Source organism: Streptomyces spiroverticillatus (assembly GCA_014650415.1).
In the GTDB taxonomy this organism is placed as follows: domain Bacteria; phylum Actinomycetota; class Actinomycetes; order Streptomycetales; family Streptomycetaceae; genus Streptomyces; species Streptomyces spiroverticillatus.
On the sequence record BMUX01000002.1, the window covers coordinates 306,725 to 320,988 of the forward strand.

Here is a 14,264-nt window from a genome sequence, read left to right on the forward strand (position 1 = left end):
ATGTGCGCCTGCCGAAGTTCTCGTCAGGCGCACATAAAGTTCATGGGTACCAAAACTGCAACTCGCCTACCGTAGCACGCCCCCGCGCCAGGCGCGCGGTGAAACGTGCCCGGTCAGGCGCCGCATGGGCTAACGCCGTTTCGCGGCTGCCACGTGTTCACCCGCCCGCCTCGCTGCGTCTGCCCCCGCCCGCCTCGCTGCGTCTGCCCCCGCCCGCCTCGCTGCGTCTGCCCCCGCCCGCCTCCCTGAGTACACGGCGTCCGCGATCGACAGCCCGCTCACGTACGCGTGCGAGCACACCCCCACCGCGCTGCGCCCGGCCGCGTACAGCCCCTCGATCTCGGAGCCGTCCTCACGGAGGACCCTCCCGGTCTCGTCGTGCACGCGCAGGCCGCCCAGCGTGATCATCGGCATCGGGTAGAACATCGACGTGTCGAGGGAGCAGTCGAAGGCGTAGTACGGACCGTGGTCGAGGGCCTGTACGTACGCGGAGGGCTTGCCCAGGGGGTCGGGGGTGCCGGCGCGGGCGGCGGCGTTGTACGTGTCGAGGGTGCGGGCGAGGCCGACCGGGTCGACCCCGAATCCGGCGGCCGCGTCGACCGCCGTCCTCCCCTTCTTGTGTCCGACCGTGAAGAGGTAGCCCATCTGTGCCTTCTGGAAGAAGACGGTCTGGGTCCCCATCTCCTTCCAGGCCCGGTCGAGGACCGCCTTGTCGACAAGGAGATACGCGTGTCCTTCGTGGGCGCTGACGATGCGCTCGCCGACGGCGGCCCCGTAGAGCAGCTCGTTGCAGACGCGCTGTCCCTTGCGGTCGACGAGGAGGCCGCGGCCGAGGGTGACGGGCGGGGAGTAGAAGCGCCAGGCGGAGACCCGGTCGAGGTGGCCGGTGGCCCCTCCCGCCTCCGCCCCCAGCCGTATCCCCGACCCGTCGTCGCCGACGGTGCCGAGGGCCTGGCCGGGGAGGAAGTCGGGGGCGTGGGCGGCCAGCATCTCCTTGTTGAACACGAACCCGCCGGCGGTGACGACGACCCCGTGCCGGGCGCGGACTCGGACGGTGCGCCCGCCGCGCTCCAGGCGTTCGACGGCCTTGTTGAGGGGGCCGGTCAGGTCCGGGGCGTAGTTGTTGCCCTTCCCGAGGGCGAGGGAGAGCGCCCGGTGGGCGCGGGCGGCGGCTCCGGTCAGCTGCCGCAGCTCCGCGCCGACGACCCTCCCGTCCTCGACAATCAGGCGCTCGGCGCGGGTCTGCGGTACGAGGCGTACGCCTCGGGTGCGGGCAGCTTCGGCGAGATGCCCGAAGAGCACCTTCCCCGAGGCGAGGCCCTTCGCCTTGGTGCGGTGGCCGCGGGGGGCGGGGACGGCGGTGTCGCTGTAGGGCGGGAACTGCTCGTTGCCGGAGTAGTAGAGAAGGTAGTCGTCGGTGGGGTAGCTGGTCTTGAAGGGGCAGAGGGTGCCCTCGTACTCGGCCCCGTGGGAGGCCAGCCAGTCGAGATTCCCGGAACTCTTCTCGCAGAAGTCACGGAGGAGGGCGTCGGAGACGACCCCCTGCGTCTCCTCCTTGAGGTACGCGAACATCGCGTCGACGCTGTCCTCGACTCCGGCCTCGCGCTGGGGGCGGGTGCCGCCGCCCGCGTACACGACTCCCCCACTGAGGGCGGTGGCTCCACCGCCGAAGAAGCGGTCGACGGCGACGACGTGTGCGCCGGCGTCGGCGGCCTCGATGGCGGCGCAGGCTCCGGCGCCGCCGAAGCCGATGACGAGGACGTCGGTCTGAACATCCCAACTCATGTGCGATCCCTGCCCTGTTGGTCATCCGGTGCGGGCCCGCGCCCGGGGCCGACTGGGCAGTCGGGGCGGGCCCCTGTCTGTGCCGTCCCCGGCACGGGGGTGTTCTCGCCCCAGCCCCGCCCCTTCACCTAAACCCTGCGGGGCTGTTGGTGGGGTGCTGTTCCCGATGGGGCTACGCCCCTTGCCCCCTGCACGGGCTGCGCCCGCGCGTCCTCAAACGCCGGACGGGCTGAATGATGCCGCGCGGCGAGCGCTTTAGGTGAAGGGGCGGGGCTGGGGCGAAAACCGGGGGTCCGGGGGCAGCGCCCCCGGTGTGGACAGCAGTCACCCACCGGCCCGCGCCCGGAGCCCCGCCGACTACACCCGCTCGATGATCGTCACGTTCGCCTGGCCGCCGCCCTCGCACATCGTCTGGAGGCCGTAGCGGCCGCCCGTCCGCTCCAGTTCGTGCAGCAGCGTCGTCATCAGCTTGACGCCGGTGGCACCCAGCGGGTGCCCGAGGGCGATGGCGCCGCCGTTCACGTTGACCCGCTCGGGGTCCGCGCCCGTCTCCTTCAGCCAGGCCAGCGCCACCGGCGCGAACGCCTCGTTGATCTCGACCAGGTCGATGTCGTGGATGGACATGCCGGTCTTCTTCAGGGCGTAGGCGGTGGCCGGGATCGGGGCGGACAGCATCCGGATCGGGTCCTCGCCCCGCACCGACAGGTGGTGGATACGGGCGCGCGGGGTCAGCCCGTACTCCCGTACCGCCCGCTCGGAGGCGATCAGCATCGCCGCCGCACCGTCGGAGACCTGCGAGGAGCACGCGGCGGTGATCGTGCCGCCCTCCATCACCGGCTGGAGCCCCGCCATCTTCTCCAGGGAGGTGTCCCGCCGCGGCCCCTCGTCGACGGTCACGTCCCCGTACGCCACGGTCTCCCGCTCGAAGCGGCCCTCGTCGATGGCCCGCAGCGCCCGCTGGTGCGAGCGGAGTGCGAACTCCTCCATGTCGCGCCGCGTGATCCCCCACTTGTCGGCGATGAGCTGCGCGCCGTGGAACTGGTTGACGGGCGCGTCGCCGTACCGGGCGCGCCAGCCCTCGGAGCCCCGGTAGGGGCCGTCCGTCAGGCCCAGCGGTTCCGCCGCCTGGCGGGAGGCGAAGGCGATCGGGATCTGCGTCATGTTCTGGGTGCCGCCGGCGACGACCAGGTCCTGGGTGCCGGACATGACGCCCTGCGCCGCGAAGTGCACCGCCTGCTGGGAGGAGCCGCACTGGCGGTCGATGGTCACGCCCGGCACCTCCTCCGGGAGTCCGGCCGCCAGCCATGCCGTACGGGCGATGTCGCCGGCCTGCGGGCCGACGGTGTCCAGGCAGCCGAAGACGACGTCCTCGACCAGGGAGGGGTCCACGCCGGAGCGCGTCACCAGGGCCTTCAGGACATGGGCGCCCAGGTCGGCCGGGTGGACGGCGGCCAGGCCGCCCTTCCGCCGCCCGACAGGGGTGCGTACCGCTTCGACGATGTAGGCCTCGGCCATGACGACTCCAATTTCACGTGGGCTATTCGGTACGTACGGCGATCCCGTCCAGCACCATCGACAGGTACTGGCGGGCGATTTCCTCGGGGCTGTGCTGTCCGCCGGGCCGGTACCACGACGCCGCCACCCACACCGTGTCGCGCACGAAGCGGTAGGTGAGGCGGATGTCGAGGTCGTCCCGGAAGACCCCGTCGGCGACTCCGCGCTCCAGCGTTCCCAGCCATGCCTTCTCGAACTTGGTCTGCGAGTCGGCGAGGTAGTGGAAGCGGGGCTGCGCGGAGAGGTGGCGCGATTCCTTCTGGTAGATGGCGACGGCGGCACGGTGCCGGTCGATCTCCCGGAAGGACTCGGTGACGAGGGCCTCGATGGTCTCCCTGGGGCCGAGCGAGGAGGCGAGCACGGTGTCGTACCCCTCCCACAGTTCGGTCAGGAAGGTGGAGAGGATCTCGTCGAGCATCGATTCCTTGGAATCGAAGTGGTAGTAGAGACTGCCGGCGAGCATGCCCGCCGCGTCGGCGATCTTGCGGACGGTGGTGGCGTTGTACCCCTGCGCGGCGAACACCTCGGCCGCGGTGTCGAGGAGTTCGCGGCGGCGCTGGGGGGACGCGGTCACCTGGGACTTCTTGTTGGTAGGCACCCGCACATTGTCCGGCAGCGGCCGGGCGCGCCGGGTCCGCGGCCACGCATGCCGACTGCCGCCGAAGGGCCACGCACGCCGGCCGCCGCCGAAGGGCTACGCATGCCGGCCGCCACCGAAGGGGCACGCACGCCGGCCGCCACCGAAGGGCTACGCATGCTGGCTGCTGACGGAGACCGTCTCGCCCGTCATGTACGAGGAGTAGCCGCTCGCCAGGAAGACGATGACGTTCGCCACCTCCCACGGTTCGGCGTACCGCCCGAAGGCCTCCTTGGAGGTCAGCTCCTCCAGCAGTTCGGGCGTCGTCACCTTCACCAGGTGCGGGTGCATCGCCAGGCTCGGCGACACGGCGTTGATCCGTACGCCGAACTCCGCCGCCTCGACGGCCGCGCACCGGGTGAGCGCCATGACGCCCGCCTTCGCGGCGGCGTAGTGGGCCTGCCCGGCCTGGGCGCGCCAGCCGATGACGGAGGCGTTGTTGACGATCACGCCGCCGCCCCCTGCCGCCTTCATGGACCGCAGGGCCGCCCGCGTGCAGCGGAAGGTGCCGTTCAGCGTCACGTCCAGGACCTTCGACCACTGCTCGTCGGTCATGTCGACGAGGTCCGAGGTGCCGCCGAGCCCGGCGTTGTTGACGACGATGTCGAGCCCGCCGTGGGTCTCCTCCGCCAGCGCGAAGAGTGCCCCCACCTGCTCCTCGTCCGTGACGTCGCACGGCAGCGACGCCACCTTCTCCGCCCCGAACTCCTCGGCCAGCGCCTCGTGGCTCTCCTTCAGCCGCCGCGCGTGCGCGTCGCCGAGGACGACCCTGGCCCCCTCCTCCAGGAAGCGGCGCGCGGTCGCTCCGCCGATCCCGGCCCCGGCGGCGGCGGTGATGACCGCGCTGCGGCCGTCGAGGAGCCCGTGCCCCTTCACGTACGCGGGAGCTGTGCTCATGCCCGTGCCTCCTTGGGAAGTCCGAGCACGCGCTCGGCGATGATGTTGCGCTGGATCTCGTCGGAACCCGCGTAGATGGTGTCCGCGCGGGCGAAGAGGAAGAGGCGCTGCCAGTCGTCCAGTTCGTACGGTCCGGACTCGGCGAGCAGGGAGGCCGCGCCCCGCACGTCCATGGCCAGTTCGCCGAGGTCGCGGTGCCAGCGGGCCCAGTGGTTCTTGGCCACCGAGGGCGACACGTCGCCACGCCGGGCGTGGGCGCGCATGGCCTCCAGGCCGGTCCAGGCGCGTACGAGACGGTCCTGGATCAGCGGGTCGGCGAGAGCGCCGGTACGCCGGGCCAGGTCGACCAGACCCTCCAACTCCCTCGCGAAACCGACCTGTTGGCCGAGCGTCGAGACTCCCCGCTCGAAGCCGAGGGTGGCCATCGCGACCCGCCAGCCGTCGCCGACCTCGCCGACGACGTGCGGGGCGTCGGTGCGGGCGTCGTCGAAGAAGACCTCGTTGAATTCGGAGGTCCCGGTGAGCTGGACGATGGGGCGGACCTCGACACCCGGCTGGTCCATGGGGACCAGGAGGTAGGAGAGGCCCGCGTGACGGCGGGAGCCCGGTTCGGTGCGGGCGACGACGAAGCACCACTGGGACTCGTGGGCGAGGGAGGTCCAGATCTTCTGGCCGTTCACCCGCCACGTGTCACCGTCGAGCTCCGCCCTCGTCCGTACGTTGGCGAGGTCGGAGCCCGCGTCGGGCTCGCTGTAGCCCTGGCACCACAGTTCCTCGACCGCCACGATCGGCGGCAGGAAGCGGGCCTTCTGCTCCTCGGTGCCGTACGCGATGAGGGTCGGGCCGAGGAGCTGCTCGCCGATGTGGTTGACGCGGGCGGGGGCGTCGGCGAGGGCGTACTCCTCGTGGAAGGCGATCTGCTCCTCGATGCTCGCGCCCCGGCCGCCGTACTCCGTGGGCCAGCCGACGCAGGTCCAGCCGTGGGCGGCCATGTGGCGCTCCCAGGCCAGGCGCTCAGCGAAGGCCTCGTGCTCGCGGCCGGGTCCGCCCCTGCCCTTCAACTCGGCGAATTCTCCACTGAGTTGCTCCCGTAGCCAGTCCCGGATCTCGGTGCGGAACTCCTCGACGCTGCTCATGGCCGTACGTTAACCTACCAAACACTTGTTAGGGAAGGATGGTTCGCCATGACAGCCGAGACGCCCGACACGTCCGCTGCGTCCGATTCGACCGCCGCCGAGCCCGTTCTGTACGAGCGGCGCGGTCCGGTCGCGTACGTCACCCTCAACCGCCCGCGTTACCGCAACGCCCAGAACTCCGCGATGACCTACGCCCTGGACGCCGCCTTCTACCGGGCCTCGGAGGACAACGAGGTCAAGGTGATCGTGCTGGCGGGCTCGGGCGACCACTTCTCCGCCGGGCACGACATCGGCACCCCCGAGCGCGACGCCCACCTCCCCTTCGAGCGGAAGGCGGGCCTGTGGTGGGACCACTCGGACAAGGCGGGCGCGGAGAGCCGCTTCGCCCGCGAGTCCGAGGTGTACCTCGGGATGTGCCGGCGCTGGCGCGAGCTGCCGAAGCCGGTGGTGGCGTCGGTGCAGGGGGCGTGCGTGGCGGGCGGGCTGATGCTCGCGTGGGTGTGCGACCTGATCGTGGCGTCGGACGACGCCTTCTTCGCGGACCCGGTCGTACGGATGGGGATTCCGGGTGTCGAATACTTCGCGCACCCGTGGGTGATGCCGCCGCGCATCGCGAAGGAGTTCCTGTTCACCGGTGAGCGGATGAGCGCACGGCGGGCGTACGAGGTCGGGATGGTCAACCGGGTCGTGGAGCGGGCCGAACTGGCCGACCTTACAAGGCAATTGGCGGAGAAGATCGCCGAGATGCCGAGGCTCGGGCTCGCCCTCACCAAGCGCGCCGTGAACCAGGCGGAGGACCTCCAGGGCCTGCACACGGGCATGGACTCCGTGTTCGGCCTGCACCACCTCGCGCACGCGCACAACGCGGAGACGGCGAAGGACTCGCTGGGCGGGATGGACGTGGCGGCGATGAAGAAGGCCGGTAGCTGACGTGGACCTCGACTTCAGTGCCGAGCAGGACGCCTTCAGGGCCGAGGCGCGGGCCTGGCTCGCGGCCAACGTGCCCGCCGAGCCCCTCCCCTCCCTGGAGACGGAGGAGGGCTTCGCCGCCCACCGCGCGTGGGAGGCGCGGCTGGCCGCCGACCGGTGGTCGGTCGTCTCCTGGCCCGAGGAGTTCGGGGGCCGGGGCGCGGACATCTTCCAGTGGCTGATCTTCGAGGAGGAGTACTTCGCGGCGGGCGCGCCAGGACGGGTCTCGCAGAACGGCATCAACCTCCTCGCCCCGACCCTCTTCGACCACGCCACGCAGGAGCAGCGGGCGCGGGTGCTGCCGTCGATGGCGACCGGCGAGGTCATCTGGGCGCAGGCCTGGTCCGAGCCGGAGAGCGGGTCGGACCTCGCCTCGCTCCGCTCAACTGCCGTACGGACGGAAGGCGGTTGGTCGCTCTCTGGTCAGAAGACGTGGTCCTCGCGGGCCGCCTTCGCGGACAAGGCGTTCGGCATCTTCCGGACCGACCCGGACGCGGGCAGGCCGCACCGGGGACTGACGTACCTGATGTTCGACCTGCGCGCGCCGGGCGTCACCGTCCGGCCGATCGGCCGCCTCGACGGCAAGCCCGCCTTCGCGGAGCTCTTCCTCGACGAGGTCTTCGTGCCCGACGAGGGCGTCATCGGCGAGGTCGGCCAGGGCTGGCGGATCGCCATGTCGACCACCGGCAACGAGCGCGGGCTGATGCTCCGCTCCCCCGGCCGCTTCCTGGCCGCCGCCGACCGCCTGGCCGCCGACTGGCGCGCGCACCGCGACCCGGCGGAAACGGCGGTACGGGACCGGGTCGCCGACGCACTGATCGGCGCCCGCGCCTACCAGCTCTTCACCTGGACGAACGCGTCGCGCTTCGCCGCCGGGGAGACCATCGGCGCGGAGTCCAGCCTGAACAAGGTCTTCTGGTCCGAGTACGACATCGCCCTGCACGAGACCGCACTCGAACTACTGGGCCCTGAGGGGGAGTTGGCGGACGGCGAATGGGCGGAGGGCTACGTCTTCTCGCTCGCCGGACCCATCTACGCCGGTACGAACGAAATCCAGCGCGACATCATCGCCGAGCGCCTGCTCGGCCTGCCGAAGGGACGCCGCTGATGCGCTTCCTGCTGACCCGCGAGCAGGCCGACTTCGCCCGCTCGCTGGACGCGATGCTCACCGCCGCCGACACCCCTGCCGTGGTGCGGGCCTGGGAGAACGGCGACCACGGGCCGGGCCTGACGGTGTGGCGGCGGGTCGCGGAGGCCGGGGTCTTCGCGCTGGCCGTCCCGGAGACGTACGACGGAATGGGCCTCCTGCCGGTCGAACTCGTCCTGGCATTCCGGGAGTTGGGACGTCATGGCGTCCCCGGCCCGTACGTCGAGACGGCTGCGGCGGCGGTGCTGCTGGCCGGGTCGCCGGACTTGGCGAAGGAGTGGCTGCCGAGGATCGCCGCCGGGGAGGCGGTGGTGACGCTCGCCGAGGAGGGCGGGTACGCGCTGGACGCGGACGCGGCGGAGGGCGTTTTCGTACTGGGCGACCGGGTCACCGGCGCTTCGGCCGGTTCGGCCGGGGAGCTTCGGGTGTCGGCGGACACGGCGCGGAGGCTGTACGCGGCGGAGAGGGCGGGGGACGCGCTGCCGGTCTCCCCCGAATCCCTCACCGCCGCCCGGGAGTTGGCGATGCTGCTGACGGCCGCGCAGGCGCTCGGGGTCGGGGACACGCTCCTCGCCCAGACGGTGGCGTACGTGAAGCAGCGCACCCAGTTCGGGACGCCGATCGGGGCCTTCCAGGCGGTGAAGCACCGGCTGGCGGACACGCTGGTGGGCCTGGAGTTCGCGCGCCCGCTGCTGTACGGGGCGGCGCTGAGCATGTCCGGGCCGGACATCGCGGCGGCGAAGGTCACCGCGGGCGAGGCGTCCTACGCGGCGGCCCGCACGGCCCTCCAGCTCCACGGGGCGATCGGCTACACCCAGGAGCTGGACCTCTCCCTCTGGCTCCGCAAGGCACGGCCGCTGCGGGACGCGTGGGGGACTCCGGGGGTGTGCCGGGCCAGGGTCCTGGAGGGCTGAGGCGGCCGGAGGCGGGGGCGGCGCACTCCAAGGATCGGCGCACCCGAGGGGCGGCGCACTCCGAGGGCCGCCGCCCCGCCCTCCGACTCCGCCCTCCGGCTCCGCCCCACCCCTTGCCTCCGGCGGTTACACGTGTCAGCATCCGGCGTGAACACCGTGTGAACCGGTGCCCGTGTCACGAGCGGCGCACCGGTTCGCACCGGGTCCGTCCCCCTCCCCGCCCCTCGGAGGCACCCTCATGTCCAGCCCCTCCCCGACGCACCGGCCCCGGGCCCTCCTGCCCGCCGCCGCGGTGCTCCTCGTGCTGCCCGTGATCGTCGGCGTCCTCGTGCGCGGAAACGTCACGAACCCGCCCTTCCAGGGGCTCGACAACACCTGGCTGCGCTGGATGGGCGGGCCCCACGACGGCCTCCCGCAGACGGTCGCCGGGGCGCTGAACTGGTTCGGCGGACCGTACGGCGCGCTCGTGCAGCTCGCCGCCGTGATCCTGCTGTTCGCGGTCCGGCGCCGGCGTTCCGCCCTGTTCCTGTTCACCGCCGCGATCGGCGGGCAGCTCGCGATCCAGGGCATGAAGCACATCGTCGACCGCCCGCGCCCCGCCAACCCCCTCGTCACCGTCGACCACGGGTCGTTCCCGTCCGGGCACGTCGCGACCATGGCCATGGTGGTCGTCGTCATCGGCGTGCTGTGCGTGCCGCGCGCCGCCCGCCGCTGGTGGTGGCCGGTGGCGGCTCTTCTCGTCCTCACGATGATGTGGAGCCGCACCTGGCTGCACGCGCACTGGCTGTCGGACACCGCCGCCGGCGCCCTCGCCGGCGCGGGCACGACCCTGCTCCTGTGGTGGGTCTTCGCCCCGCTGCTGGCGAAGGACGGCAGGCGCAAGGCCCCGGCCCCGGAGGCGGCCGCCGCCGCCCCCGCTACTCTCGGCGCATGACTGCCAGGCTTCAGTGCACCGTGCTCGACTGCCCGGAACCGCTCGTCCTCGCCGAGTTCTACGCGGCGCTGCTCGGCGGGCGGGTCAATCAGCCGGACCCGCAGTGGTCCCTGGACGACGACTGGGCGACCGTACACACTCCGCAGGGGCAGGTGCTCGCCTTCCAGCGGGCCGCCGGTCTCCGGCCCCCGCAGTGGCCCGACCCCGCGCACCCGCAGCAGTTCCACCTCGACCTGGCCGTCCCCGACCTGGCGACGGCGCACAAGGAGGTGCTCGCGCTGGGCGCGCGGCCCCTGGAGTACGACCCGGACGAGCGCGGGTCCAACGTCTACGCCGACCCGGCGGGCCACCCGTTCTGCCTGGTCAGGAGCTGAACTCCGGTACCGGCGTGACCGATGGGGCCGTCGTCCGTTGGTATCGGTATGAAGAAACGAAGCATGGCCGCAGCCGCCTCCCTCGCCGCCGGGTTCGTCGCCGCCCTGGTCTCCCCCGCCCCGGGTGCGCACGCGGCGGAGCCCGCGGACCAGCTCACCCGGCTCCCCGTCTCGGGCGAACTGCTCGACGAGGTGACCGAGACCGCCACCGGGACGGTCACCGGCAACGCCGCCAACACCGCTCAGACCGCCACCGGCGTCGTCCCTCCGGCCGCTCCGTAGCCGTACGTACGAGAGATGCCCGCACCCCCTCGGAGTCCGAAAGGGGTGCGGGCATCTCGCGTACTCGCTCTCCGGCACCGCACCGAGGCCGGTGAGCACGCGCCCGCTCAGGGGTGGCGCAGCGTGACGAGCGCCGTGCGGCCGGCCGTCCGGAGCAGTCCCCCGGAGTCGGGGCCGGTGAACACCAGGGCGTCGTACGGCTCCAGGTCGGTGGCCGTCTGCCGGAAGAAGACCGCACCGGGGTCCAGGGGCAGCGCGATCAGGGTGCCGCCGCCCTCCTCCGGTGCTCCGACCGCCGCGTCGCCCCGTACGACCTCGACCTGAGCACCGTACGAACTCCCTCTGCGGTGCATGACGTTGAGGTTCACGACGGGCCCGCCGAGCAGGCGGCAGCCGGTGGGCACGTCGCCCGGGAAGTGCTGCGGGACGAAGCGGGTGTCCACCCGGCGCGGGCCGATCCCCTCCAGGGTCAGGTCCATGCCGTCGCCCTCGACCATGGTCAGGACGCGGTCGACGCCGGGGAAGGCGGAGAAGGGCCCGTCCGCCGCCACCTCCGCGAGGCTGACCCGCCAGTCGAAGTCCGCGGCCCCCTGCGGCCACGCGGCGATCTCGCGGGTGATGCCGCCGCCGTTCTTCCAGGGGACGGCGGTGCGGTCGGCCGCGCGCAGGAGCTTCATCGGGACAGGGCCTTCCGGGGGAGGTGGGCGGTCCGCCCGAGGTTACGCGAGCACCTCCGTCCGGGCTTCGGGGGTGAAGCCGAGGAGGATGGCCAGGCGGTGGCGGTGGGTGTCCGGGGAGCCGAGGAAATGGGCCGTGCCGTGGGCGCGCTTGAAGAAGTCGTGGGCCGGGTGCTCCCAGGTGATGCCGATGCCGCCGTGGAGCTGGATCATCTCGCCCGCGATGTGCTGGTACGCCTCGGAGCAGGCGGCCTTCGCGGCTGCGGCGGGGCCGGGGGCCGCGTTCGCGTCGGCGGCGGCCAGGGCGAGGGAGCGGGCCGCCTCCAGGAGGACGTACGCGTCGGCGATGCGGTGCTTGACCGCCTGGAAGGAGCCGATCGCGCGGCCGAACTGGACGCGGTCCTTGGCGTACTGGACGGTGATCTCCAGTGCGCGGTCGGCGGCTCCGACCTGTTCGGCGGCGAGTGCGGTGATCGCGAGGTCGCGGACCCGGGCGAGGATGCGTGCGCCGTCCGTGCTGATCAGGCGGGCCGGAGCGGCGTCCAGGACGATCCGGGCGAGCGGGCGGGTGCGGTCCATGGCGGGGAGCGGGAGGAAGAGGCCCTCGGGGTGCAGGACTTCGAAGAGGGCGAGGCCGGCCGGGGTGCGCGCGAGGGCCAGCAGGACGTCCGGGGCGTCGGCGGCCGGGACGTACTCCTTGGTGCCCGTCAGCAGCCAGTCGCCGGTGGTCGTGCTCTCTTCGGCGTACGTCGTGAGGTCGGCGGCCTCCCAGGTGCCGCGGGGGTTGTCCTCCCCGGCCTCCGCCCAGGCGAGGGCGGCGACGGACGCGCCGTCGGCGAGGGGCGGCAGCAGGCGGGCGCACACCTCGTCGTTGCCGGACGCGATCAGGGCCTCGGTGGCGAGGACGGCCGAGCCGAGGTAGGGGACGGGGCTGAGCGCCCTGCCCAACTCCTCCATGACGACGTGCACTTCGGTACGTCCCGGGCAGCCGAGGCCGCCGTACTCCTCGGGTATCGCGAGCGCGGCGACGCCGATGTCGCGGGTGAGGGGCTTCCAGGCGGCGGGGCCCTCGTGCCGGGCGAGGACGGACCGTACGGCCACCCTCAGCTCCTCCTGCTCCTCGGTGGGGTTCAGGGTGCCTGCGGGGTGAGCGGGGGTGCGCGCGTTCATGCGGGTGGGGTTTCCTCTCCTCGTGCGGCGCGGCGCAGCCTGCCCTTGAGGAGCTTGCCGCCGGTGTTGCGCGGCAGGGACTCGACGAGGACGAAGCGGCGCGGGACCTTGAAGTTGGCGAGCCTCTCCCGCGTCCAGGCGGTGAGGGCCTCGGGGGTCAATTGCGTGGTTTGCGCTGCCTGTTGGGGGACGACGAAGGCGACTCCCACCTCTCCCAGGCGGTAGCCGGGGGCGCCGACCACGGCCACGTCGGCGATCGCCGGGTGGCCGAGGAGGACGTTCTCGACCTCCGCCGGGTAGGTGTTGAAGCCGCCGACGACGTACATGTCCGTGAGCCGGTCGGTGAGGGACAGGTATCCGCGGGCATCAAGGATGCCCACGTCTCCCGTACGCAGCCAGCCGTCCGGCAGGACGGATTCCGCGGTGGCGGCCGGATCGTCCAGGTATCCGCGCATCACGTGGTAGCCGCGCACCTGTACTTCGCCGGGCTCGCCGGCGGGCAGCGTCCCGCCGCTCGGCGCGACGACGCGCACCTCGGTGCCGGGCAGGGGCAGCCCGACCGTGCGGGCGACGGTGCGGGCGTCGGCGTCCGTGGGGCAGACGGTGACGACGCCGCCCGACTCGGTCAGTCCGTATGCCGTGAAAACGTCCCTCGCGCCGAGGGAGTTCCGGATCCGCTCGACGAGTTCGGCGGGGACGGCGGCGGCCCCGGTGCCGACAAGGCGCAGGGCGCTCAGGTCGTGGGTGGCGCGCTCGGGGTGGGCGAGCAGGCCGTGGAAGACGGTGGGCGGGCCCATCAGGCAGGTGACCCGTTCGGCGGCCAGGCGGTGCAGGACGCGGTCGGCGTCGTACACGGTCTCGGGGAGCATGGTCGCGCCGCGCAGCAGGCAGGCGAGGACCCCGGCCTTGTAGCCGAAGGCGTGGAAGAAGGGGTTGACCAGGAGGTAGCGGTCGCCCTCGCGGAGGGTCACCAGGCGGGACCAGGAGTCGTACAGGCGCAGCGTCTGGGCGTGCGTCATCATGACGCCCTTGGGGCGGCCGGTGGTGCCGGAGGTGTAGAGGATGTCGCAGAGGCCGCCGGGACGGACCGCGGCGGCACGGGCGACGCGGTCGGCGTCGGGGATACGGGTGCCGGCGGCGAGGTAGTCGGCCCAGGAGAGGGTCGTACGGGAGTCGGGCGTACGGGGTTCGGGCGTTCGGAGTTCAGGCGTACGGAGTTCGGGCGTACGGGAGTCGAGGGCCGGGCCGGTCGCGTCGCCGCGCAGGACCACCGTGGTGCGGAGGGAGCCCAGGTCCTCGCCGGAGGCGTGCAGGGCGGCGACGTAGTCCGTGCCCAGGAAGTCGCGTTCGGCGAAGAGGAGGGTGGCGCCGCTGCGGCGCAGGATGTCGGCCGCTTCCGGTGCCTTGTAGCGGGTGTTGAGGGGGACCAGGACCGCGCCCGCACCGATCGCGCCGAGGGCGGCGGCGATCCATTCCCTGCTGTTCGGGGCCCACATCGCCACCCGGTCGCCGGGGCGGACGCCGTGCGCGAGGGCGGCGCGGGACGCGGCGGCGACCTCCTCGGCCAACCGGGCGAAGCTCCACCTCACCTCGCCGTCCGCCAGCGCCTCGCGCTGCCCGAACGCCTCGGCGGCGTACCGCGGGAGACCGGCCAGGGTCGCGGGGAGCGGGGGCCGCGGCTTCGGGTCACCGGTCAAGGAACCCTCCTCGATGCCTACTTGACGTGTGGGCGTGGCCGGTATCCAATCACAGGTGTTTCGGTTAGGCATATACCTAGTCGAAACAAAC

General features: G+C 72.5%; 14 protein-coding genes. 6 read left to right on the top strand and 8 right to left on the bottom strand.

Annotated features, from left to right (window positions below):
* Positions 1–129 precede the first annotated feature (129 nt).
* From IE269_RS05735 to IE269_RS05755, 5 genes are all read right to left on the bottom strand, one after another.
* Positions 130–1,785 (bottom strand): FAD-binding protein, encoded by a 1,656-nt coding sequence (locus IE269_RS05735; protein WP_189821635.1) that lies wholly within the window; start codon positions 1,783–1,785, stop codon positions 130–132.
* A 357-nt stretch (positions 1,786–2,142) separates the two neighbouring features.
* Positions 2,143–3,300, bottom strand: coding sequence for an acetyl-CoA C-acetyltransferase (locus IE269_RS05740; protein WP_189821636.1), 1,158 nt, complete (start codon positions 3,298–3,300; stop codon positions 2,143–2,145).
* A 22-nt stretch (positions 3,301–3,322) separates the two neighbouring features.
* The gene (locus tag IE269_RS05745; protein ID WP_189821637.1) at positions 3,323–3,937 is read right to left on the bottom strand and encodes a TetR/AcrR family transcriptional regulator; all 615 of its coding nucleotides are present in this window, start codon (positions 3,935–3,937) and stop codon (positions 3,323–3,325) included.
* A gap of 150 nt (positions 3,938–4,087) precedes the next feature.
* Positions 4,088–4,873: an SDR family oxidoreductase gene (locus IE269_RS05750; RefSeq protein ID WP_189821638.1), complete on the bottom strand. Its 786-nt coding sequence runs from the start codon at positions 4,871–4,873 to the stop codon at positions 4,088–4,090.
* Positions 4,870–6,009 (bottom strand): acyl-CoA dehydrogenase family protein, encoded by a 1,140-nt coding sequence (locus IE269_RS05755; protein ID WP_189821639.1) that lies wholly within the window; start codon positions 6,007–6,009, stop codon positions 4,870–4,872. The genes IE269_RS05750 and IE269_RS05755 overlap by 4 nt, the downstream gene beginning before the upstream one ends.
* A 48-nt stretch (positions 6,010–6,057) precedes the next feature.
* On the opposite strand from IE269_RS05755, the gene IE269_RS05760 reads away from it, so the two are divergent.
* From IE269_RS05760 to IE269_RS05785, 6 genes are all read left to right on the top strand, one after another.
* A complete protein-coding gene (locus IE269_RS05760) occupies positions 6,058–6,939 on the top strand; it encodes an enoyl-CoA hydratase (RefSeq protein ID WP_189821640.1) in 882 nt (293 codons plus the stop codon).
* A gap of 1 nt (position 6,940) precedes the next feature.
* The gene (locus tag IE269_RS05765; RefSeq protein ID WP_189821641.1) at positions 6,941–8,086 is read left to right on the top strand and encodes an acyl-CoA dehydrogenase family protein; all 1,146 of its coding nucleotides are present in this window, start codon (positions 6,941–6,943) and stop codon (positions 8,084–8,086) included.
* On the top strand, positions 8,086–9,039 hold the full coding sequence (locus tag IE269_RS05770; protein ID WP_189821642.1) for an acyl-CoA dehydrogenase family protein: 954 nt from the start codon (positions 8,086–8,088) through the stop codon (positions 9,037–9,039). The genes IE269_RS05765 and IE269_RS05770 overlap by 1 nt, the downstream gene beginning before the upstream one ends.
* Positions 9,040–9,277: 238 nt before the next feature.
* The gene (locus tag IE269_RS05775) at positions 9,278–9,973 is read left to right on the top strand and encodes a phosphatase PAP2 family protein (protein ID WP_189821643.1); all 696 of its coding nucleotides are present in this window, start codon (positions 9,278–9,280) and stop codon (positions 9,971–9,973) included.
* Positions 9,970–10,347, top strand: a complete 378-nt coding sequence (locus IE269_RS05780; RefSeq protein WP_189821644.1) for a VOC family protein — start codon at positions 9,970–9,972, stop codon at positions 10,345–10,347. Before IE269_RS05775 ends, IE269_RS05780 begins: the two co-directional genes overlap by 4 nt.
* 63 nt (positions 10,348–10,410) lie before the next feature.
* On the top strand, positions 10,411–10,629 hold the full coding sequence (locus IE269_RS05785) for a hypothetical protein (RefSeq protein WP_308436960.1): 219 nt from the start codon (positions 10,411–10,413) through the stop codon (positions 10,627–10,629).
* A gap of 107 nt (positions 10,630–10,736) precedes the next feature.
* On the opposite strand, the gene IE269_RS05790 is transcribed toward IE269_RS05785, so the two are convergent.
* From IE269_RS05790 to IE269_RS05800, 3 genes are read right to left on the bottom strand one after another with little or no spacing between them, the layout of a single operon-like run.
* A complete protein-coding gene (locus IE269_RS05790) occupies positions 10,737–11,306 on the bottom strand; it encodes a HutD/Ves family protein (protein ID WP_189821646.1) in 570 nt (189 codons plus the stop codon).
* A 42-nt stretch (positions 11,307–11,348) separates the two neighbouring features.
* On the bottom strand, positions 11,349–12,476 hold the full coding sequence (locus tag IE269_RS05795) for an acyl-CoA dehydrogenase family protein (RefSeq protein ID WP_229897836.1): 1,128 nt from the start codon (positions 12,474–12,476) through the stop codon (positions 11,349–11,351).
* Complete coding sequence (locus tag IE269_RS05800; protein WP_189821647.1) at positions 12,473–14,245, bottom strand: FadD3 family acyl-CoA ligase; 1,773 nt, start codon at positions 14,243–14,245, stop codon at positions 12,473–12,475. Before IE269_RS05800 ends, IE269_RS05795 begins: the two co-directional genes overlap by 4 nt.
* Positions 14,246–14,264 lie beyond the last annotated feature (19 nt).